Annotated in this window: 19 protein-coding genes; 14 read left to right on the plus strand and 5 right to left on the minus strand. The window is 44.5% G+C overall.

Annotated elements, in window-relative coordinates:
* The first annotated feature begins 127 nt into the window (after window positions 1-127).
* The 8 genes from METLIM_RS14740 to METLIM_RS14775 all read left to right on the plus strand — a co-directional run bounded on the left by METLIM_RS14740 (window position 128) and on the right by METLIM_RS14775 (window position 10127).
* Window positions 128-1531, plus strand: coding sequence for an aldehyde dehydrogenase family protein (locus METLIM_RS14740; protein WP_004079714.1), 1404 nt, complete (start codon window positions 128-130; stop codon window positions 1529-1531).
* 23 nt (window positions 1532-1554) lie between these two features.
* Window positions 1555-2400, plus strand: a complete 846-nt coding sequence (locus METLIM_RS14745) for a deoxyribonuclease IV (RefSeq protein WP_004079715.1) — start codon at window positions 1555-1557, stop codon at window positions 2398-2400.
* A 130-nt stretch (window positions 2401-2530) separates the two neighbouring features.
* Complete coding sequence (gene endA / locus METLIM_RS14750) at window positions 2531-3526, plus strand: tRNA-intron lyase (protein ID WP_004079716.1); 996 nt, start codon at window positions 2531-2533, stop codon at window positions 3524-3526.
* Window positions 3527-3546: 20 nt separating this feature from the next.
* Window positions 3547-4800 (plus strand): tryptophan--tRNA ligase, encoded by a 1254-nt coding sequence (locus METLIM_RS14755; RefSeq protein WP_004079717.1) that lies wholly within the window; start codon window positions 3547-3549, stop codon window positions 4798-4800.
* Window positions 4801-4805: 5 nt separating this feature from the next.
* Window positions 4806-6443 (plus strand): phenylalanine--tRNA ligase subunit alpha, encoded by a 1638-nt coding sequence (gene pheS / locus METLIM_RS14760; RefSeq protein ID WP_004079718.1) that lies wholly within the window; start codon window positions 4806-4808, stop codon window positions 6441-6443.
* The gene (gene pheT / locus METLIM_RS14765) at window positions 6443-8059 is read left to right on the plus strand and encodes a phenylalanine--tRNA ligase subunit beta (protein WP_004079719.1); all 1617 of its coding nucleotides are present in this window, start codon (window positions 6443-6445) and stop codon (window positions 8057-8059) included. Before pheS ends, pheT begins: the two co-directional genes overlap by 1 nt.
* 158 nt (window positions 8060-8217) lie before the next feature.
* Window positions 8218-9231, plus strand: coding sequence for a hypothetical protein (locus METLIM_RS14770; protein WP_004079720.1), 1014 nt, complete (start codon window positions 8218-8220; stop codon window positions 9229-9231).
* 2 nt (window positions 9232-9233) lie between these two features.
* Entirely contained in the window at window positions 9234-10127 is an 894-nt protein-coding gene (locus METLIM_RS14775) for a mechanosensitive ion channel family protein (protein WP_004079721.1), read from the plus strand.
* Between the two features lie 112 nt (window positions 10128-10239).
* On the opposite strand, the gene METLIM_RS14780 is transcribed toward METLIM_RS14775, so the two are convergent.
* On the minus strand, window positions 10240-10752 hold the full coding sequence (locus METLIM_RS14780; RefSeq protein WP_004079722.1) for a hypothetical protein: 513 nt from the start codon (window positions 10750-10752) through the stop codon (window positions 10240-10242).
* A 348-nt stretch (window positions 10753-11100) separates the two neighbouring features.
* Between METLIM_RS14780 and METLIM_RS14785 the strand changes: the two genes are divergently transcribed.
* The 3 genes from METLIM_RS14785 (at window position 11101) to METLIM_RS14795 (ending at window position 12629) form a co-directional block, all read left to right on the plus strand.
* The gene (locus METLIM_RS14785; RefSeq protein WP_004079723.1) at window positions 11101-11343 is read left to right on the plus strand and encodes an AbrB/MazE/SpoVT family DNA-binding domain-containing protein; all 243 of its coding nucleotides are present in this window, start codon (window positions 11101-11103) and stop codon (window positions 11341-11343) included.
* The gene (locus METLIM_RS17230; protein ID WP_217177987.1) at window positions 11328-11474 is read left to right on the plus strand and encodes a hypothetical protein; all 147 of its coding nucleotides are present in this window, start codon (window positions 11328-11330) and stop codon (window positions 11472-11474) included. Before METLIM_RS14785 ends, METLIM_RS17230 begins: the two co-directional genes overlap by 16 nt.
* Before the next feature lie 219 nt (window positions 11475-11693).
* Window positions 11694-12629: a Rossmann-fold NAD(P)-binding domain-containing protein gene (locus METLIM_RS14795; protein WP_004079724.1), complete on the plus strand. Its 936-nt coding sequence runs from the start codon at window positions 11694-11696 to the stop codon at window positions 12627-12629.
* Window positions 12630-12732: 103 nt separating this feature from the next.
* Here the strand turns inward: METLIM_RS14795 and hisF are convergent, their stop codons facing one another.
* Window positions 12733-13545 carry an imidazole glycerol phosphate synthase subunit HisF gene (gene hisF, locus METLIM_RS14800; RefSeq protein WP_004079725.1) on the minus strand — a complete coding sequence of 271 codons (813 nt, stop codon included), beginning with the start codon at window positions 13543-13545 and terminating at the stop codon, window positions 12733-12735.
* Window positions 13546-13644: 99 nt separating this feature from the next.
* The gene (locus tag METLIM_RS14805) at window positions 13645-13899 is read right to left on the minus strand and encodes a hypothetical protein (RefSeq protein WP_004079726.1); all 255 of its coding nucleotides are present in this window, start codon (window positions 13897-13899) and stop codon (window positions 13645-13647) included.
* A gap of 102 nt (window positions 13900-14001) precedes the next feature.
* Between METLIM_RS14805 and METLIM_RS14810 the strand changes: the two genes are divergently transcribed.
* Entirely contained in the window at window positions 14002-15228 is a 1227-nt protein-coding gene (locus METLIM_RS14810) for an adenosylhomocysteinase (protein WP_004079727.1), read from the plus strand.
* A gap of 49 nt (window positions 15229-15277) precedes the next feature.
* Here the strand turns inward: METLIM_RS14810 and METLIM_RS15855 are convergent, their stop codons facing one another.
* A complete protein-coding gene (locus METLIM_RS15855) occupies window positions 15278-17023 on the minus strand; it encodes an MASE3 domain-containing protein (protein ID WP_217177988.1) in 1746 nt (581 codons plus the stop codon).
* Window positions 17024-17372: 349 nt separating this feature from the next.
* Here METLIM_RS15855 and METLIM_RS14820 point away from each other — a divergent pair, with 349 nt between their 5' ends.
* Entirely contained in the window at window positions 17373-18014 is a 642-nt protein-coding gene (locus METLIM_RS14820) for a TMEM175 family protein (RefSeq protein WP_004079729.1), read from the plus strand.
* Between the two features lie 231 nt (window positions 18015-18245).
* On the opposite strand, the gene METLIM_RS14825 is transcribed toward METLIM_RS14820, so the two are convergent.
* Entirely contained in the window at window positions 18246-18959 is a 714-nt protein-coding gene (locus tag METLIM_RS14825; protein ID WP_004079730.1) for a hypothetical protein, read from the minus strand.
* Window positions 18960-19556: 597 nt separating this feature from the next.
* Between METLIM_RS14825 and METLIM_RS14830 the strand changes: the two genes are divergently transcribed.
* Window positions 19557-21590 (plus strand): sodium-translocating pyrophosphatase, encoded by a 2034-nt coding sequence (locus METLIM_RS14830; RefSeq protein WP_004079731.1) that lies wholly within the window; start codon window positions 19557-19559, stop codon window positions 21588-21590.
* The last annotated feature ends 234 nt before the right edge of the window (window positions 21591-21824 follow it).

Consider the following 21824-nt stretch of genomic DNA (forward strand, 5'->3'; position numbering starts at 1 on the left):
CCTCTCCGGAAGAAGAGCAGCATTAACTGTGTCACAACGGAGTAATCTGAGAAACAATATAAGTTCAGTGGAGATGTTTTATAAATCCTGAATACAATCTCCTGAAAAGAGATCCGGAGTCATACCTGTGAACGAAAAGGAACCTGATATAATCGAGATTATAAACCCTGCAACCGGCGAAAGGGCAGGCACAGTTAACAGATGCACAAAAGAGGATGTACATTCTGCAATAGACGGGGCAGAAGATGCCTTTTCAGGATGGGCAGCAAAAAGTCCGCGTGAGAGGGGAAAGATGCTCTTTCTGGCAGCACAGGAGATAAGAAACAAGCAGGTCGGACTTGCGGAACTCCTTACGGCAGAGCAGGGAAAACCCCTATCTGAGGCAAAAAACGAGATACAGGGCTGTGCAGCAGTACTTGAATACTACTCATCCATATCAGGAACTGTAAGGGGTGACTTTCTGCCCAAATCCGATTACGGCTACTCATTCACAGTAAAAAAACCGCTTGGCATCTGCGGGGCAATAATTCCCTGGAATATGCCTGTGCTGATTATGGCATGGAAGACCGGACCTGCACTCGTTGCCGGAAACTGCCTGATAGTGAAGCCTTCATCCAAAACACCCCTTACAAGCCTGAAAATCGCATCCATACTGCACAGATGCGGCATCCCGGAAGATGTCCTCCCGGTTGTAACCGGAAGCGGCAGTGAGGCAGGCAGTGCACTGGCAGAGAGCAGAAAGATTGCAGCACTCTCATTTACCGGGTCGGCTGAGACCGGAAATTTTGTTGAGAAACTCTCATGCGGGACAGGAAAACGGCTGACACTCGAACTGGGAGGAAGCGATCCAATGATTGTATGCCGTGATGCTGACGTTGACTCAGCGGTTGCAGGTGCGGTTGCAGGGAGGTTTTACAACTGCGGACAGACATGTACGGCCGTAAAGCGCCTCTATGTCATGGAGGATATTGCTGAGGAATTTAAAAGAAAACTCACAGAAAAGGTCTCACAGATTAAAACGGGCAACGGCATGATGAAAGGGACAAAGATGGGACCTTTAATCGACATGGAGGCCAGAGATAAAACAGCCGGAGTTATTGCCGGAATTCAGGAAGATTACGATGCTGAAATACTGACAGGAGGAGAAATACCCGACAGCCCGGACCTTAAATGCGGCAGCTTCCTTGAACCGACAGTCATTACCGGAGCACCAAAGGACTGCACACTATTTACAGAAGAGATATTCGGGCCAGTCCTTCCGGTTGCGGTTGTAAAAAACATGGATGAAGCTATTGAAGAAGCAAACAGAACTAAATTCGGGCTTGGCGCCTCAGTCTGGACAACATCACTTAAAAACTCATTTGAGGCCTCAGAAATGCTTGATGCAGGCATCGTATGGGTGAACAGGCACCTTAAAATACCCCCGGAAGTACCGTTTGGAGGGGAGAAGGAGAGCGGTTCAGGGCGTGAAAACGGCCTCTGTGCACTTGAGAGATATATGAAAGAGAAAACTGTCATAATGACGCCCTGAAAGAGAGAAGGAGCAGCTGAATAATGATAAATGTCGGATGCCACGTATCAATCTCAAAATCCATAGACCTTGCAGTCGGACGTGCGGCTGAGAGGGGCTGCACCACCTTTCAGATCTTCACCTCAAATCCGCGCGGATGGAAAGCGAGGGAAATAAAAGAGGAAGAAGCGGAGAGATTCATTGAAAGCATAAGAAGAACAGGCATTTACCCGCCTATCGCCCATATGCCGTACCTACCCAATCCCGCATCACCCAGGGAAGAGATAAGGCAGAAATCAGAAGAAGCGATGATAAAAGAGGTTTTAAGATGCAGAATGCTGAAAATTCCATATCTCGTAACACACCTTGGAAGCCATCTCGGTGCAGGCAGGGATGACGGAATAAAGCATTTCACCGGGTGCATTGATCTCGCCACCGAAGAGTCGGGAGGGGAGGTGATGATGCTGCTTGAAAATACGGCAGGCACAAAGAATTCAATGGGAGGCGATATTGAAGATATAGCCGAAATTATCGACAGTATAAACGACAAATCCGGAGTAGGGATCTGCATAGACACATGCCATGCCTTCGCCGCAGGATATGACATCACCACAGAAGAAGGACTCTCATCCTTCCTCGATCTGACTGACTCTGAAATTGGCCTTGATAAACTGAAGGTCATTCACTTAAACGACTGCAAAGGCACTCTCGGTTCACACCTTGACAGGCATGAGCATATAGGGCTTGGAAATATCGGCGACGACGCTTTCAGGCGCATCGTGAACCACCCAAAGCTCAGAGAGATCCCATTCATACTTGAAACTCCGGTAAACGAGGTGAGAGATGATACCGGAAATATCGCCCATGTAAAATCCCTCTTCAGGGAATAAATCAGGAACAATTAATCCCTCACACTTTGATCTGACCGGTAAAACCGCAAACAGTATACCCACACAATACCCCCTTTTTCTGTCACATACCCAAATAGGCATAAGGAAATAAAAACAAAATTATCCGGAAGTGAAGGCTGAATTTACAGACGGAAAAATAACCCTTGGTCCTGAGGGAAAATCTCTCTATACCAACAGCGGATACGGAAGGCCGGCAGGGAAGAGGCTTGCCCTCTCAGGAGAAGAGGCGCTCTATCTTCTCGGAAGGGACAAAATCGAACTGGACGGATATGACTTTGACACTCTCGCCTCAGAACTGTCTGCCGACCCGAAATTTATGAGACGATTCCTGCTGTACAGGGACATTCGGGAGAGAGGATATGTCATACAGGCTGGACCGCACGATTTCAGGGTGTTTAGGCGTGGTGAAAAACCAGGCACAGGACGCTCACAGTTTATGATAAGGGTGCTTGCCGAAAGAGATCTCGTAGGCTTCAATGAAGTTCTCGATGACATAGCCTCGGCAAAGAATATGCGAAAGCAGTTCCTTGTCGGAGTTGTTGACGATGAGGATGAGATAACCTACTACGAGGTCAAATCAAACGACATTCCCGAAGGTGTAGCTGAAAACAGCCCGGAAACGGTTACGGGAATCCTGTACGGACGTTCGGTAGTAATAAAAACCCCGCCTGAGAGCAGCCTTGAGAAAGCATGGTTCGGGACAAGGCTTGACAAAGACCGGCTCCTCCTCTCCCCTCCGGAAGTTCTCTATCTGCTTGAGAGAGAACTACTGAAGATCAGGGATACGGACATCAGCTCATTCTCAGAGATCGCCGCAGAGGAGGATCATGAGATTGAGAGCAAATATGTCGTCTATAAAGACCTACGCGAAAAGAGACAGATAGCAAGGACAGCCTATAAATTCGGTCATCACTTCAGGGTATATTCCGGTGAGAAGAAGCATTCGGAACTGCTTGTTCATGCCCTTCCATCAGAGGAATTCATGCCGATGAGTGTGATCTCAAGATCTGTCCGCCTTGCCCACAGCGTCAGAAAGAAGATGCTTTTTGCATCTGTGGATAAAAACAATATAGAGTATATCGAATTCGCAAGAATAAAAATGTAAACATATAGTTGGAATAAAATATGCAGTCAGAAATCGATCCGTGGTCAGGAAACCAGAATATAGAAACGGATAAACTCTTCAGTGAATTCGGAATAGAACGCTTTGATGATGTGATTGACCAGGTCAAAGAACCGGCATACTTCTTCAGAAGAAAGATTGTTGTCGGACACAGGGACTATAAGAATATCACAGACGCAATGGCAGAGAAAAAACCTTTCAATGTCATGACCGGATTCATGCCCTCCGGACATCCGCATCTTGGCCACCTGATGGTGATGAAAGAGGTCGTCTGGCATATTAAGCAGGGCGGAACAGGATATATATCAATTGCAGACCGCGAGGCACATGCTGTCAGGGGTATCTCCTGGGACAAATGCAGGGAATTCGGGAAAGAATACCTAAACTGTCTCTATGCCCTTGGTTTTGAGGGAAATACCTATTACCAGAGCAGGAACAATAAGCTAAAAGATCTGGCATTTGAATGTGCAACAAAGATCAACTTCTCAGATTTATCGGCAATATACGGTTTTTCACAGGATACGGCACTTGCACATGCCATGAGCGTTGCAACACAGGTGGCAGATATTCTGTACCCCCAGACCGATGCAGGCCCTGCACCGACTATAGTACCTGTAGGAATTGACCAGGATCCGCACATCCGCCTCACCCGTGATGTCGCATATAAACTGAGAATGTTCCTTGTGGAAGAGCGGGAAGGTTATATCTCAGTCAGGTCAAAGAATGCACCATCAAAGGCGATGGACGATGTAGAAAGTGCATTTTCCGGGTGCAGAAGATACGAGGGACACATAGACATTAAAGGGGCCTCTGCCGAAGAAGTCGAGGCAAAAGTCAGGGAGATCGAGATTAAAAACGGCGGTTTCGGGTTTATCGCACCGTCTTCAACATACCACACCTTCCTTCAGGGGCTGCAGGGCGGCAAGATGTCGAGCAGTATCCCCGACAGCCTCTTCCGGTTTGATGAGCCTGAAAAGAGTGTGAAAAAGAAAGTCATGGCTTCACTGACAGGTGGAAGAATGACACTTGAAGAGCAGAAGAAACTTGGCGGTGAGCCTGAAAAATGCTCGGTATATCTCTTAAACCTCTTTCATATGTCTGAGAAGGATGATGAGGTGAAGGAGATGTACAGGGCCTGCAAAGCCGGGGAACTTATGTGCGGAACCTGTAAGAAAGAGACCTTTGAAAGGGTTAAGGAGTTCCTCTCAGACTTTAATGAGAAGATGGACGAGACAGAGCATCTGATCGGGGAGTGAGAAAAATGGACCTTACATTAAATGAAAAGAAGCTTCTTGCAGTGCTTAAACCCTTAAGGGACGCTGAAGAAGCAAGAATTGAGTCTGTAAAACCGATTACAGAGACCATAAAGAGCGTTGAGGCAGCCCGAAAGCATTCAATAAACCCTCTGAAAGAGACATTAAAATTTCTCGAAGATACAAAAAATCTCGCATTCCAGCCGATAAAAAAAGCAATTGAACTCTTTGAGGAGACCGCAGAAGAGACGCTCGGCCCGATGAAAGAGCCTGATGCTGCCTATCTTGCAAAAATAATGGATACTACCGAAGAGGCGATAGTATCACATGCACTTCTGCTTCAGGATAAAGGACTTGCAGATCTCATTAAGACAACAGCAGCCACCTGCAAAATCACAGAAGAGGGTGAGAAATACAGAAGGGAAGGACTGCCTGAGAGGGTACTCTTCGATTCATTTGACAAATCAGTCACTATGGAAGACCTCAGGAAACATCCGGCATCAAAGCTTGGAATCGGATGGCTCAGGAAGAAGGGTTGGGTAGAGATAAAGGACGGGATGGTAAACAAGATCTCTGACGCACCAAAAGGTGACGACGAGTACGCCTTGTCTGACCCAACGGCAGACAAACCCGGAATGAAGGAACTGTTAAAGAGAAAGCTTGCTGAAGAGATCGAGACTGTAACATACAAAGTAGCTATAACCGAAGAGGGAGTTGCCCTTGTAGAGTCAGGAATCGATCTCAGGGCTGAGACAGCCACACTGACAAGCGACCAGATACGGACGGGCGAGTGGAGAAACCTTAAACTGAGGAGGTACAGCGTAAAGACTCCGCCTAAGAAGATTTACGCCGGAAAAAAGCACCCATACCAGGAGATAATTGACGACATGAGGAAAATCCTCCTTGAGATGGGCTTTACCGAGATTGCAGGAGAGATCGTGCAGAGTTCGTTCTGGAATTTCGATGCACTTTTCCAGCCGCAGGACCACCCGGCAAGGGAGATGCAGGACACCTTCTTCCTGGACCTTGAGCGTGAACTTCCGGAGAACTACAATCTTGTAAAGGAGATACATGAGACCGGCGGAAAGACCTCATCTACCGGATGGGGAGGGATATGGAGGGAAGAGAAGGCAAGAGAGTGCGTTCTCAGAACACACACGACAAGCCTGTCAATTCAGCTGTTAAAGGAAAATCCCGAACCTCCGCTGAAAGCGTTCTGCATAGGCAGGGTGTACAGGCGTGAGGCCATAGATCCAACCCATACTCCCGAATTTGAACAGCTTGAAGGTGTCGTTATGGATAAAGATGTCTCATTCAGGCACCTGATGGGCTTTTTAAAGGAGTTCTACCACAGAGTCGGGTTTGAGAGTGTCCGTTTCCGCCCAGGATATTTCCCCTACACCGAACCCTCAGTTGAACCTGAAGTCTGGGTTGACGGGCTTGGCTGGGTTGAACTCGGCGGTGCCGGAATATTCAGGGAAGAGGTGACAGCACCGTGGGGAATCAGTTACCCTGTTCTTGCATGGGGGCTTGGAGTATCAAGGGTTGCAATGCTCAAACTTGGCTTAAAGGATCTGCGTGAACTGTACAGAAGCGATGTAAACTGGATAAGAAATGAACCGGTAAACAGAAAGGAGGTGCGCTGATGCCGATTATCAAACTGCCATACAGATATCTTGAAGAGCTTTCAGGAATTGATAGGGATACAATCATTAAGGAAATCCCGATGATTGGAGCAGACATCGAGAGATATGAAGAGGAGTCCTTTGATGTTGAATTCTTCCCCGACAGGCCTGACCTCTTCTCGGCAGAGGGAGTTTCAAGGGCGATGAGAGGATTTATGGGGCTTGAATCCGGACTTCCGGAGTACAGCACAGAACCCTCGGGACTCTCATTTGAGATTGAACCAGGACTTGAGGATATAAGGCCATACCTCGGTTCCGCTGTCATCAGAGGACTTTCATTCAATAACGAGTCAATCGAATGCCTGATGGGGCTTCAGGAGTCACTGCACTGGGCTGTAGGCAGAGGCAGAGTTAAGGTTGCAATAGGAGTGCATGACCTTGACAAAGTAAAGCCGCCGTTTAAGTACTTTGCATCGCCGAAATCCAGGACATTTGTGCCGCTTGACAAAGACGAACTGATGACTCTTGATGAGATCCTTGAGAAGCACCCGAAAGGTGTCGATTATGCCCACATAGTACAGGACTTTGACAGGTACCCGCTGATTACAGACTCGGAGGACAATGTCCTCTCATTCCCGCCGATTATAAACGGTGAGCTGACAAAGGTCACCGAAGTCACGAAGAATATCCTGCTGGACTGCACAGGAACGGACGAGAGGGCTGTTATGACAGCCGTTAAAATAATCTGCTCTGCCCTTGCACAGGCCGGAGGCAAAATTGAGAGCATTGAGGTGAACGGAGTTTCGATGCCCAGTTTAGCACCAAAGGTCAGGGATGTAAAGTTAAGCGAGTGCAGAGAACTTCTCGGAATTGATATTGATATAATCGAGATGGCACAACTCTTAAAGAAGATGCGATTTGGTGCAGAACCGGTTGATAAGGAGATATTAAAGGTCTTTGTGCCCTGCTACCGTGCCGACATACTACATGACTGGGATATATTCGAGGATGTTGCAAAGGCATACGGCTATGAGAACATCGATTCACTGCTTCCGCCGACATCAACAATCGGGCATGAAAATCCGGTGAACAGAATCATGGGCACTGCACGTACAATCATGGCAGGCACAGGCTATCTTGAGATGATGCCCTTTACACTCTCAAACGAGAGGGTTATGTACTCAAATATGCAGAGGAAAAAACCTGATTATACTCTTTATGTAAAGCACCCGATATCAGAGGAGCAGACCCTTGTCAGAACCGATATTCTGCCTCTGTTAATGGAGACTCTCAGGAACAACCAGCACAGGGAGCTTCCGCAGAGGCTCTTTTCAACCGGAGATGTGATTGAAGATGAAAAAACCTTCCAGAAGCTTGCCGGTGTTACGATGCACACTGAGGCGGACTTCTCAGAGATTTATGCAGTTGTAGATCTCTTCATGAGAGAGGCAGATCTCGAATACAGAGTCGAAGAATCTGACGACCCGGCGTTCCTTGACGGAAGAAGGGGCGATATATATGTGGAAAATAAAAAGATCGGGTCATTCGGCGAGATTCACCCACAGGTTATCGTGAACTTTGAGATGGCAGAGCCTGTTGCCGGATTTGAGATTGATCTCAGGGTGATGAACCGGTAAATTTCAGGAGAGCTCTCCGGAGATCTCCCCTATCTCCTATGAAACAATACACTGTTTCATTCATTATCTGTGAACCGGCTGGTTCATGAGTGACTTTTTTTTACAGCCCATCAGATTTCCTGCAAATATTAAAATGCTTTCAGAATTCATAAAAGAATATGAATTCCGGTTCTGATAGCGGGGCTGAATATGCCGGCCTGCCTTTTGGCAGGGAGATCTCTGAAATAATTAAAAGGATCGAAATATCGCAGGACAGTTCAATCAAAAATATTGCTGTCATATCAGAGCCATATGCCGGAGATTATCTTATAATAAACGGACTTCACGACATTCTTAAAGAGAGAGTCTGCCGGCACAAATTTGGATCAGTTCAGTACAAATATCCCGAACAGACTGAGATATGCCCGGATAAGGATATTGTTATTCTTGAGGGCTGCCACTACCTCTTTTCCAGAAGAATTGGCGGATATGAAAACCTCACCGGATTTTTAAGAGAGATATCTTTAGATGAAAGGATATATATCACATTCTGGAACTGTTTCGCGTGGAATTACATATCAGCAGCAACCGGTGCAGATTCATATTTTCAGGAGGTTATACGTATAAAACCGGCAAAACCTGATATGCTGATGGAGATTATCAGGGGAGAGTCTGAGAAAAAAACAGAATATATCGATGACCGCCCGAAATCTGACCGGAAACGCATTTATATTGACTGGTATGAGAAGAAATTACCATATTCAGAGAAGACAGTCCCCTTCCCAAAACCCGTATATGAGAGCAATGTGGAAAAAGTACTGACTGGCAGTGATGCGGAAGAGTACGCCTTTGAAAGGATTACTTCAATATCGGGGGGTAACCTGGGCGTTGCAAAGAAATTATGGAGAAAATCAGTTAATGATAACCAGTTCAGGCTTTCCGGGATCTCATCGAGGGACTCTGATATCAGTCTGAACTATAATGAGTCCTATATTCTGCTGCTGATAATTACATGGGGCGCTTTATCTGAAAAGGAGATCACTGACATGACAGGAACAGAGGATTCTGTCGCAAAACTCTTTGAACTCACCCTGCACGGTATTATCTTCAATGAAGGCGGGAGATATTCGATAGATCCACTCAGATTTGTTCAGGCAAGGGACTACCTCAAAAGAATCAGGATGGTGTGGTAATTATGGCTGACAGCATAACTTCTGATATAAGCAATATATCCTTTGATAAATTTGACCCCGGACTTCTGATATCAATAGCATATATTCTGATACTTGCATGGGCGGTTGTGAAAATCTCAGGATTTCTGCTAATGCGACTTTCGGAGAGGGCGGGCCAGTACAGGATTGCAATAGCAATGATGATTCCGCTGCTAAAAATCATCGTCTATGCAGTCGCCCTCTACCTTGCAATAATACAGATAATAGGGCCGTCACTATCCCTTCTTGTCGCATTTTCCGGACTGTTTGGTGCTGCAATCGGTTTTGGTCTGAAGGATGTCTTTGCAGATATTCTGGGCGGGCTTGTGATTATATTTGAACGTCCTTTTAAGATCGGAGATAAGATCTCAGTCGGGGACAGTTATGGGGAAGTAACGGATATCGGCCTTAGGGCAACAAGAATTGTTACACCGGACGACTCTGAAGTCTCAATTCCAAACTTTTTCATCTTCGATAAAAGTGTCTCATCCGGAAATGCAGGCTCAATGGAGATGATGATTGTAAATGATATATACATCAGTTCTGATTCTGATATAGAGAAAGCAATGAGAATTATGAGAGATGCAGTAGTGTCGTCCAGATATGTATATATTACAAGTGACAGGCCATATACGATATTAACCAAAAATTACCCGTACTTTACAAGAATCAGGGCAAAAGCGTATGTAAATGATCTCAGGTATGAATTTGAGTTTATGTCAGATATGACAGTGCGTGCATGGAATGAGATGAAGAAAAACGGGATTAAGCCACCTTCTGTTTATGAACCAAAAACATATGCAGATGATGAAGTATCAGGCGGAATAATGGACAGTTTTTTAAACGTTAATGACAGTGTCAGCTTAAAAAGAGACTAAGATCCGGACAATGTAAGACATTCCGGATTAATATCCGGAATTCTGAAAATACATCTGAAAACTGTTCAGTATCTCTGCCCGCAATACCACGTAACTATCTTTTCCGGGAATATTACTCGGCATACCAGATATTTACATCCGCAGTTACCAGTTTATTGCCCTGATTCCAGAGTACAACATTTAAAGGTTCAGCTGAGAACTGTTCAATAACTTTGTAATTTACATCATCGTATCTTGCAATCGTCTCATATTCTCCGGTATTTGTCGCCATCTTAGTGTTAAATGCCTTAAGATTCTCATCATTTAAGAAGAGGACAGTTATCGGATGATTAGCCTTAACTTCAACCTTTAATTTGTCAAATCTCTGTCCGTGTGCACTCGGAGTATATGTAAAATAACCGCCTAGTGGATTTAATGTGTTTGTTCCCTCACGCCAGACAGTCCACTCAGTCTCCTGCACTGTCGGAATCTCCAATGTCGCCTGCGGGGTTGAAACCGCAGCAGGGACGGGGGTTGCCACCGTTGCCGGCACCGGCTGTGAAACCGTATCCGAACATCCGGCAGCCATAACAGCGACCATAAAAAGAGCTGTAATAAGAATAAATGCTTTTAAACCTGAATCCATAATAACACCTGTTGACTTACATTATTTTTAATCCAGATAAAATTAATCACTTAATAATCATCCATTGCAGATATTCTTTTTACAGCATACAGATGTGCCAACAGCAGATAAGCATTGGAGTTCCCCGGGCATGAATAAATTACAGCCTTAAACAGTATTAATTGCTGTCCGGTATAATCCCTGCTTAACCTGAACATTATTATCTTAAACAGCTGTTTAAGAGCATTAAATCATTATTTAGTCAGACATCCCCTCAGGAAACCCGGATTCATAATCTGGAATATACAGATATCCGGTATTAGACAATCAGTTAAATATCACATCTTACAAATAAGAAATGTAAGACCCATGCCACTTATTGATATGAAAACCGGAACAATAACAGAAAAAGGCCAGATTGTCATCCCAAAAAGCATCAGGGATATGTTTGGGACAGGAACTAAAGTTGCATTTCTGGCATATGACGACAGAATTGAAATAAGACCACTTGAGGAGATAGATGATGCTTTATCATGTGCACACGCAAGTGAAAAAGTGCTGGCAAAAGACTGGCTTTCAAAAGAAGAAGATAAAGCATGGAAAAATTTGTAAAAGGGGAAGTTCTGGCTGTACCATTTCCATTCTCTGATCTATCTGACTTTAAGAGAAGGCCTGTTCTGGTAATAGCAACTCCTGAAGGAGAAGATATTATTGTATGCCAGATAACGCCGGCAAAGAAATGACAACTATTCTGTTGAGATTACCAATTCAGATTTTGAGAGAGGCAGTTTAAACCTAAAGAGCTTCGCACGGACACAGAGAATATTCACAATGGATAAAAAAAATCGTAATATATTCGGCAGGAATACTAAAAATAGAAAAAATCAGTCAGGTTGAAGAGGTAATGGTTCACATATTCACCGGAGAAAACTCTTTTTAACCATTACAATTATCCATTTAATATGAGATATTACCCCAATCCCAGCGAGAATGCAGATCTCGGATTAATAAATAATGCAATAGAAGAGGCATTCTCTGAGCACGGGAGAGGAAATGTCCGGATGCCGCCAAAATCCTACATCTTCTTTGACAAAGGTGATTTCAGGACAATGCCGGCATATATACCCTCCTTAAATATAGCAGGAGTGAAGGTGGTTAATGTCCACCCCAACAACAGGGAACACGGACTTCCGACTGTGATGGCCCTTCTTATACTAATCGATCCAAAAACCGGATATCCATATGCTTTGATGAATGCAACAGAACTGACCGACCTCCGGACAGCCGCCGCCGGTGCAGTTGCCGCAAAGCACCTCTCCCCGAAGAAGAGCGTTGTAATGGGAGTAATGGGAAGCGGAAATCAGGCAAAGGCCCAGATTGCGGCAACCGCCGCTGAGCTTGAGATAGAAGAACTCAGGATATGGAGCCGGGACGGGAGAAATGCAGAGAAACTATGTGAGTTATACAGCAGATATGAATGCAGGTCAGAAAAACCTGAGAAGGTCTGCGACTGTGACCTCCTCGTGACCACAACACCTTCCGTAAAACCGGTAGTAAAGGATGAATGGATAAACAAAGGAACCCATATAAACGCCATAGGGGCTGATGCACCCGGCAAGCAGGAGCTTGAAGCAACTCTGCTGAAAAGGGCAACAGTAATTGTGGACGACTATGCACAGGCCCTTCATTCCGGGGAGATAAATATACCCATAAGCAGCGGATATTATACCGAAAAAGAGATTTCCGGCACAATCGGGGAGTATGTGCTCGGAAAAAAAGCCAGAAGAAGCAGTGATGAGATCACAATATTTGACTCCACCGGACTTGCCATTCAGGACCTTGCGATAGCAAAGGCAGTTATAATCTCAGAAAACACTATTAAGCTGAATTTCCCCTGAAAAATATATATTATAAGTCCCGCAGAATGCAGAAATCCCGGCAGAGCAAAAAAAAGCTGCCGGAATCAAAAAAAACAGCATATAAAACTATACAGGACAGGTGTTACCAGTCCATCCGGACAGGAACATCCCTTCTGAGCAGGTACTCTTTAACGTCCCTGACAGTCATCTCGCCGAAGTGAAAGACTGACGCGGCAAGGCAGGCATCGGCATGACCTTTAACAAAACCGTCATAAAAATGTTGAATATTGCCCACACCGCCGGAGGCTATAACCGGAATTCCAACCTCAGACGCAATCTTTGCAGTTACCGGAATGTCAAAACCCTGCTTAACGCCGTCAGTCTCCATCGAGGTCAGCAGAATCTCACCGGCGCCACGCTCTTCAGCCTCCTTCGCCCATGAAACGGCATCAATGCCGGTAGGTTTACTGCCCCCGTAGATTACAACCTCATACCAGCATACACTTCCGTCAGGCATAACAATCTCATTCACACCGTCCTTCATCTCATCATTCCGGCGGGCATCAATCGCCGCAACAATACACTGGTTCCCAAACATCTCCGCACCTTCATTGATGAGTCCGGGATTTTTAACGGCACTCGTATTGACAGATACCTTATCCGCACCTGCACGCAGAAGGGCAGTCATATCACCAGTCGTACTTATTCCGCCACCAACAGTAAGCGGGAGAAACAGCTCATCCGCCGCCCTCTCGATGACATGAATAAGGGCACTTCTCCCCTCTTTTGATGCAGTAATATCAAGAAATACTACTTCATCCGCACCCTGGTCATTATAGCGGCACGCAAGCTCAACGGGATCACCGGCATCACGAAGGCCTAAAAAGTTCGTGCCCTTCACAACACGCCCGGATTTCAGATCAAGGCAGGGAATTATACGTTTGGTTAATGCCATAGCTGAAGAATATATTGAACTCTCAAACGTATTTACACTTTTTGAACTGCCGCCGGACTCTGGCAGGCGGATTTACGCATAATAGGCTAAAAATACCACCTATTTCTTAAACTCATCCCACCTGATTCTCCCTTCCCGGCAGCGCTGCCTCGTCTCCTCTACACCAATACCATAATGCTCAAGAGCAATCAGGACATTTCTCGGATCACGGGTAATATTGCGCATCTTTCCGGACGGGAGTTTTTTCCAGAGAGTCCCCTCATCCATGTCCACATAGGAATTAACCGGCACATTCTCGCCATATCTCAATAATTCCTCCTTAAGCCGTACATCAACAGGACGAAGATTACCCATAAAAAAACCTGAAATTCTTAAACCGTTTTACACCCAGGGATAAATAACTATTACCTATCAGTCAGAAAACTAATAGATATCATAGATAATTTAGGTGATATATTGAAATCAGGAGAACTTAAAATGGGATGGGCCAGGCAGTACATGCCAGTGCTCGGGGAGATCAGAAAGAAATTTGAGGCTGAAAAACCGCTTGCAGGTCAGAAGATCGGAATGGCACTCCACATTGAGGCAAAGACCGCAGTTCTTGTCGAAACTCTCGCAGCAGGCGGTGCAGAGGTTTACATCACAGGATGCAACCCTCTCTCCACACAGGACGATGTCGCAGAGGCACTTGACAGGGTAAAAGGCGTTCACTGCTACGCACAGCGTGCATGCAGCAATGAAGACTACTACGCAGCAATCGACAAAGTGCTGGATCAGAACCCCACAGTCACAATCGATGACGGAATGGATCTGATACACAGGCTCCACACCGGAAGAAGAGAACTCCTGGACAATATCGTGGGCGGATGCGAGGAGACAACAACCGGAATTCACCGCCTGCGTGCAATGGCAGCAGACGGAGCACTTGAATTTCCGGTAATAGCCGTCAATGACACACCTATGAAGAGGTGCTTTGACAATGTCCACGGTACAGGAGAGAGTGCACTCTCAGCAGTAATGATAACCACAAACAGCCTCATAGGCGGGAAATGGTTTGTCGTTGCCGGATACGGGTACTGCGGAAGGGGACTTGCAAAGATGGCACACGGACTCGGTGCAAAGGTTGTCGTAACCGAGATCGACCCAAGAAGGGCACTTGAGGCACACATGGACGGATACCATGTAATGTCAATGGCAGAAGCCGCAAAGATAGGAGACATCTTTGTGACAACAACCGGAAATACATCCGTCATCTCTGAAAAAGACTTCAGGAATATGAAAGACGGTGTAATCCTCTCCAATGCAGGACACTTCAATGTCGAGATAGACATACCCTGGCTTGAGGCAAACAAGGACGGATACGAGGCAAGGGACAGTATAGAGACCTACATCATTGACAACAAGAGGATCAACATACTTGCTGAAGGCCGCCTTGTAAACCTTGCAACAATGAAAGGCATGGGCCACCCGATTGAGGTCATGGACCTCTCCTTCGCACTCCAGGCACTCTGTTCGGATTATATCCTGAGGGAGGGACCCGGACTTACAGGCGGAGTATATGAAGTTCCGAATGAGATAGACGTCAGTGTAGCCTCAATAAAACTGAAGTCACTCGGTGTCGAGATAGACAGGCTTACCGAAGAACAGGAGCATTATATGAACTCCTGGGATATCGGAACATAAATAGTATTTAACTGAACTGATTACGGCCTGAACTGCACATAATGCAGAATCAGGCACCATACCTTTTTTTAAGCGGAAAACGAATCTTCCAGCAGACACCTTCATTCTTAACAAGCTCAATAGTCCCGTCCAGCTGAGAACGGACAATACTTGTAATTATTGTAATTCCAAGTGACCTGGAATTGATGAGATCTATATCTCCGCTTATTCCGATACCGTCATCACAGTATATCATATTGGCATAACCGTCCTTACATTCACCCCGGAAGGTTATTTTGCCATTTTTCCTGCCCTTAAAGGCATATTTGACAGAATTGGTAATAAGCTCATTGAAAACAAGGCTTACTGGAATTGCGGTTTTAAGGTCAAAAAAACACCCGTCCGCTTCCACATCAAGTATGATGTCACAGTCTGCTGCATAATAGGCAAGCACCTCCAGACCAAGGGTTCTGAGATGTGAGTCTGCATCAATGGTGGAGACCTTATCAGAGAGATAAATTGCTTCATGAACAAGAGACATAGCAATAATACGTGACTGGGTCTCATTAAGGACTTCATTTATCATCTCATTCCCGGATTCATGCCTGTTTAAGTCAAGTAGGCTGATTATAACCTGAAGGTTATTCTTGACCCTGTGATGAACCTCCTGCAAAAGAGCCGTCTTCTCTTCAAGAGAATTCCTGAGCATATTCTCCGAGAGCTTTCTTTCAGTAATATCAGAATAAATTATTCCAAAATAACCTATATCATAGGAGAAGACTGAGCAGACATAATAACGGCCTGAATCAGATGAGTAAGACTCAAACCTGGCCGGATTTCCGGTCCGGATGACACCCATAATCTCATCAAAATGTTCCCTGATTATTTCACTGTCCAGATCTGAGGAACATTTATTCAGGACTTTCTCCCTGGGTATACCCCTTACTGTTTCATAATGTCTGTTAACCTCAAGCATACAGAAATCATAAGGACATCCCTCCTCATCAAATATCACCTTAAAAAATGCAACACCGTCGGCCATATTGTCAAAAAGAGAGATGAACTTTATCTTAAACTGGTGCTCACTCTCCTTTAGCTGATGATAAATGGTTGTAAACGGCCTTCTCAGGGCAGACTCCACAAACGCCTTGTACAAAAATATAAATGCAATTATCCTGAAGATATGCCCGATCAGATTTGAAAAGCCATAGACGCTCAGATATGTAGTAAATGAGATTTCAGCTAAAATTGTGAATATAATGGAGACAGATATTAATACATGAATATCCGGATCAAAGTAATCCTTATTTTTGTAAAGGAGAAGAAGAGCAGCAAAAAGAACGGCACATATGATATACTCACTGATTATCTTAAAGAGCGTCAGACCTTCCCCTTCGATGTAGCAGTCCGGAAATATGCCCAGAGGAGAGATTGTAAGAAGCAATCCGGCTGAAAGGAAGAGATACAATAAAAAAAGCCTGTAGGGATTAGTTCTTTTGTTTAACAGAAGTATTGCGGACAGAAAAGTGAAGGCTTCAATATATCTTGATATTATCCATAACTGAGTTGCAAGGTTAGAAGATCCTGTATCAAAAGCATCAATGCCGCTGTAGGATATTGTATGCAGAAAATCAAAAGCCCCTATAAAAAAGCAGGCAACACCTATCACAAGCAGGAAATTGTTATCAATTCTGTCCTTAAGATTCCATACAATTACAAAGATAAGGCCGGTAATTACAACTGTAAAAAGCTCAATCATCGTATGAAAGAGGACATAGCTATACAGGGAGGAGAGGAGAGCAGCAAGAATAATCATCAGTAAAATGAACCTGCTGCTGATACTGCTCATCTCACTGTCAGATAAATTGTTATTCCCATCTTCTGCCGGCAAAGGATCCATATAAACTTTAAAGAGGTAATTCTGAAAGTTAATTAAAGTAACTGCAAATTCAAAAAAAGATTAGATCCCGGAATAACCTGTGAAAAAAGAATTCACAAATTCAAAAGAGAAGATGAAACCCGGGCAGATATTATTCCGGAAAAGACAGCCCGGATATAATTATAAATCCGGGAAATACACAAATTATAATAATTTATAACTCAAACCTGCCGAAATATTAAAACATCTGTGAACTTCAGCCCACAAAAAAGAACGGGAAATAACAATGATATCACGCCAGTTGAATAAGAACAGAATTGAAGCCCTGACCGATGGAATTTATGCTATAGCCCTCACTCTTGCCGTTCTTACGATAGATATATCAAAAATTCCGATAACAGACGGCAGCAGCATCATACCGGCCCTTAAGACTATTCTGCCGCAGTTAATGCATTATGCAATAGCCTTCTTCGTTCTGGCATCATTCTGGTGTGCACACCACAGGCAGACAGAAACAATAAAAAAAGTGGACAATACTTATGTCTGGCTTAATATTCTGACACTCTTCTTTGTAGCGCTTGTACCTTTCACAACCGATCTTATAGGTGACTATGGTGAATATCCACCGGCAGTGGCAGTTTATGCAGGCAACCTGTTCCTGATCGGGTCACTCAATCTTATGGCAATATATTATGCAAATTCAAAAGGCGGCCTTATATCCGGAGATATCGAAAAGGAATATATTGAATACTTTATCGCAAAAAGCCTCGTGGTCCCTGTAATATGCATAATAATCATAATCTTTGCATATACAGTATCTTCAACAGGTTCAACATTCCTCTTTCTGCTCATACCGGCATTCCACCAGATAATAAAAAGAGTCTACAAAAAAAGGCAAAGCCAACTGAACAGCCATAATTCCGGATAGAAACAAAAATAAGGTGGATTTGAATTAATACCGGATAATTCAGAGATCTATAAGGTTCTTCGCTGTTTTGTATGGGTAAGATTTGATCGGTTGAGCCTGCAATTCAGCCACAAACTCCATGAATCTTTCAGTTGCCTTAAGGAGTTCGATATAATCCTTCTGAAAAGGCGGATGATTTGATAGAAGTTGTAATAACTACCCACACAATTTGACGAAGAGCCATCTATAATTTCAGAGATCTATAACCTCATAGATCCAGAAATCATTTCTGCTGCTGAAATTCCCGCCTTTCTGCAGCTCACCGGACAATATAACATAGTCTCCGTCAGAGAGAGCCGATATATCTGCATCAGGCATTGCTGTGCCGGTTTCACGGACAATATCACGGTAAAATGCCCTGACAGTGCTGCCCCCTGATGTCAGGTTGAAAAAGTCAGACTCATCAGTATTAAGACCAGATACCCTGCCGGAAACCTGTACAAGACTGCCATAATCAGAACCGGTCAGAAGATCAGATACACTCAGGGAGAGATCCGCCCAAGATGCCTCCATCTCTTCAACAGATAGTTCAGATTGCTCAACCGTCCTTCCCCAGTGATCCACAACTGCAATATTGAAGCCAATCGTTTCATACGTCCGGTTGTCAAGCGGAATTCTGACCTTAAATGGTTTATCTCTGAAAATTCCGTCATACTTTCTGTCAGATTCTGCATAGAAAGTGCTGCCGCTGACATCAGCAGAATATGTCACAAAATATGTGGACGGTATGAGACTGTCAGGCCGGTAAACAAACTCAATATAGTCATCATAATGAAATACTTCAGATTCAAAGGACACTTTTTCAGGTGAAAGGCCTTTACCAAGACTAATCTCCTCATTCATGCAGCCGCATGAGAAGACGATGCATATTAATCCTGCAAACAGAAGAAAAAGACTATTATTCATCGTAATTCTTTCAATCCCAATGCAGATAATATTGGCGAAGCAGTAGCAGTAACAGTACAGCTGCTGCCCCTCATATCCGGAAATTCACATGTGGACCTCGCCTCCGGCATCAGGCTTAATTATCAGCCGGTTCAGGCATTTATTCCCGCGTTATGGAGAAAAAAGTTCTCAGAAATATTCAGGGATTAATTCAGACAGTGCATCCCTAAAGAATTATGACCTGCCGCTTTGAACTCTGCAATGCAGCAGATATTTTCATTATTTCTGCCGCACAGGCTGAAAAACCAGTTCATACCATATAATTAAGCCTTTAATACTCAAAATGCCTCAAAAAAATAAAGAGATTAATGCCAGCTATTTAGAGATACAGAGATTATATAGGCCCAAAAATTAATTCTACAAAACATTGAAATAAGCAGGATGGAAATATTTTTCTAAACAGTTTATATTTATTATAAAAAATAACAATTATAAGCAAATTATACCTGAGGCAATTCGCCGGATAATTCTCATTAAAACTGAAAATTATCCAGTCAACGGAAGAAATATCTTAACTTTTTTCCGGACAGTGATTATGCACTTATGGATGGTTATAATATGGATATGCTGATATATCTGGCACCTCTCTGTGCCATTCTCGGAATCATCTTTGCCGGCGTCTCATACACGCGGGTGAAGAGAGAGGGTGAAGGCACTGATGTCATGAAAAAAATTGCAGCGGCAATTCACACCGGCGCAATGGTCTATCTTAACAGACAGTACCGTGCAATAGCCGTGTTTGTCGTTGTACTTGCAGTTATTATTGCAGTACTTCTGCCAAACGGAATTCTTACCGCAGGATGTTTTGTCCTCGGTGCAGTTCTCTCCGCAACAGCAGGATATATTGGAATGTTTACAGCAACCTACGCAAATGTAAGGACAACAAATGCCGCAACACGCGGTATTGCTGAAGCATTCAAAGTATCGTTTGCAAGCGGAACAGTTATGGGAATGAGTGTTGTCGGTCTCGGACTTTTCGGGCTTTCAGTGGCATTTATCGGACTTTCAAATATACTTGCGGGAAGTGAGATATCTGTCATTGTAAACACACTTGCAGGATTTTCACTGGGAGCATCCTCAATTGCACTCTTCGCACGTGTTGGAGGAGGTATCTTTACAAAAGCGGCAGATGTCGGTGCTGACCTTGTAGGAAAGGTTGAGGCAGGCATACCTGAAGACGACCCCAGAAATCCGGCAGTCATTGCAGACAATGTCGGCGACAATGTAGGCGACATAGCAGGAATGGGTGCTGACCTTTATGAATCATACGTAGGGTCAATTCTTGCCACTATGCTTCTTGGTGCGTCAACAGCTGCACTCACATTCCCCGGAATTCCGGTGATGAACACTGTACTTCTGCCACTTATAATTGCAGCAGTGGGTATTATCTCCGCAATAATCGGGACATTCTTCGTCCGGACAACGAAGACAGAATCGTCTGCCATCCATATGGCTTTTAACAGAGGCCTTATTGCAGCACTCATCCTCGTGGTTATTGCAACGTACTTCATAACCGGAATGATGCTTGGAGAATACGGATTCAATGTATTCCTCTCAACAATTGCCGGTCTTATTGCAGGATTCATAATCGGACAGATAACAGAGTATTATACATCATATGAGAGAAAGCCGACGATTACCATTGCGGCATCATGTGAAACCGGAGCAGCTACAAACATAATCACCGGTTTTGCAAAAGGTATGGAGTCAACAGTCTGGTCTGTCCTTGTGATTGGTGTGGCCATTTATGTATCCTTTTTACTCTCAGGACTCTACGGCATTGCAATTGCAGCTGTGGGAATGCTTGCAACCCTTGGAATTTCACTCGCAGTTGATGCATATGGCCCTGTTGCAGATAATGCAGGCGGTATAGCAGAGATGAGCCACCAGAAACCCGAGGTCAGAAAGATTACAGACACCCTTGACGCAGTTGGCAATACAACAGCTGCAATAGGAAAGGGTTTTGCAATCGGTTCAGCAGCCCTTACCGCTCTGGCACTCTTCTCATCCTACGGGATAGCAGTCGGGCTTGAATATATCGATGTCATGAACTCAGGTGTCTTCATCGGTCTTTTAATCGGAGCAATGCTGCCTTTCCTCTTCTCATCCATGACGATGATGGCTGTCGGAAGAGCGGCTTATCAGATTGTAATAGAGGTCCGCAGGCAGTTTAAGGAGATCAGCGGACTCATGGAAGGAAAAGCAGACCCGGACTATGAGACATGCATAGCAATCTCCACAAATTCTGCTCTGAAAGAGATGATAGCTCCGGGAGTTCTTGCAATAGCTGCACCACTGGTTGTAGGATATATACTCGGACCTGGTGCTCTCGGCGGACTCCTGGCAGGTTCACTTGTATCAGGGTTCATGCTCGCAATCACAATGGCAAATGCCGGTGGTGCATGGGACAATGCAAAGAAGTACATAGAACTTGGAAATTACGGTGGAAAAGGATCAGAAGCACATAAGGCAGGAGTTACAGGAGATACAGTAGGAGATCCTTTCAAGGACACATCCGGGCCTGCGATCAACATCCTGCTCAAGCTTATGACAATTGTGGCAGTGGTCTTTGCACCGCTCTTCATAATCTGAAAATAATTTTTTTAAATCTGCCCACTTTTCTTTGCAGACAGACATACCGACATATTTCGTCATTATTTTAGTCATTAAACAGTTATTGTAAGCTGATATGACACCATTAAAAGAGTATACAATCCGCAATTATAAACATAAGCCGGGAACTCAGAAAATATTAATTACTTTTAACATGCTTCATAGTAATTATAAACAGACAGCCTAAATTGCAGTCTGTAAAAGATCAGTCAC

The organism is Methanoplanus limicola DSM 2279 (assembly GCF_000243255.1).
GTDB classification, from domain to species: domain Archaea; phylum Halobacteriota; class Methanomicrobia; order Methanomicrobiales; family Methanomicrobiaceae; genus Methanoplanus; species Methanoplanus limicola.

Excerpts from the sequence above, each read along its gene's own strand:
- METLIM_RS14820 (WP_004079729.1), top strand. The coding sequence starts at position 17,373 with ATGATATCACGCCAGTTGAATAAGAACAGAATTGAAGCCCTGACCGAT.
- METLIM_RS14785 (WP_004079723.1), top strand. The coding sequence starts at position 11,101 with ATGCCACTTATTGATATGAAAACCGGAACAATAACAGAAAAAGGCCAG.
- pheS (WP_004079718.1), top strand. The coding sequence starts at position 4,806 with ATGGACCTTACATTAAATGAAAAGAAGCTTCTTGCAGTGCTTAAACCC.
- METLIM_RS14745 (WP_004079715.1), top strand. The coding sequence starts at position 1,555 with ATGATAAATGTCGGATGCCACGTATCAATCTCAAAATCCATAGACCTT.
- METLIM_RS14780 (WP_004079722.1), bottom strand. The coding sequence starts at position 10,752 with ATGGATTCAGGTTTAAAAGCATTTATTCTTATTACAGCTCTTTTTATG.
- METLIM_RS14805 (WP_004079726.1), bottom strand. The coding sequence starts at position 13,899 with ATGGGTAATCTTCGTCCTGTTGATGTACGGCTTAAGGAGGAATTATTG.
- METLIM_RS15855 (WP_217177988.1), bottom strand. The coding sequence starts at position 17,023 with ATGATTATTCTTGCTGCTCTCCTCTCCTCCCTGTATAGCTATGTCCTC.
- hisF (WP_004079725.1), bottom strand. The coding sequence starts at position 13,545 with ATGGCATTAACCAAACGTATAATTCCCTGCCTTGATCTGAAATCCGGG.
- METLIM_RS14830 (WP_004079731.1), top strand. The coding sequence starts at position 19,557 with ATGGATATGCTGATATATCTGGCACCTCTCTGTGCCATTCTCGGAATC.
- METLIM_RS17230 (WP_217177987.1), top strand. The coding sequence starts at position 11,328 with ATGGAAAAATTTGTAAAAGGGGAAGTTCTGGCTGTACCATTTCCATTC.
- METLIM_RS14775 (WP_004079721.1), top strand. The coding sequence starts at position 9,234 with ATGGCTGACAGCATAACTTCTGATATAAGCAATATATCCTTTGATAAA.
- METLIM_RS14795 (WP_004079724.1), top strand. The coding sequence starts at position 11,694 with ATGAGATATTACCCCAATCCCAGCGAGAATGCAGATCTCGGATTAATA.
- pheT (WP_004079719.1), top strand. The coding sequence starts at position 6,443 with ATGCCGATTATCAAACTGCCATACAGATATCTTGAAGAGCTTTCAGGA.
- METLIM_RS14770 (WP_004079720.1), top strand. The coding sequence starts at position 8,218 with ATGAATTCCGGTTCTGATAGCGGGGCTGAATATGCCGGCCTGCCTTTT.
- METLIM_RS14755 (WP_004079717.1), top strand. The coding sequence starts at position 3,547 with ATGCAGTCAGAAATCGATCCGTGGTCAGGAAACCAGAATATAGAAACG.
- METLIM_RS14825 (WP_004079730.1), bottom strand. The coding sequence starts at position 18,959 with ATGAATAATAGTCTTTTTCTTCTGTTTGCAGGATTAATATGCATCGTC.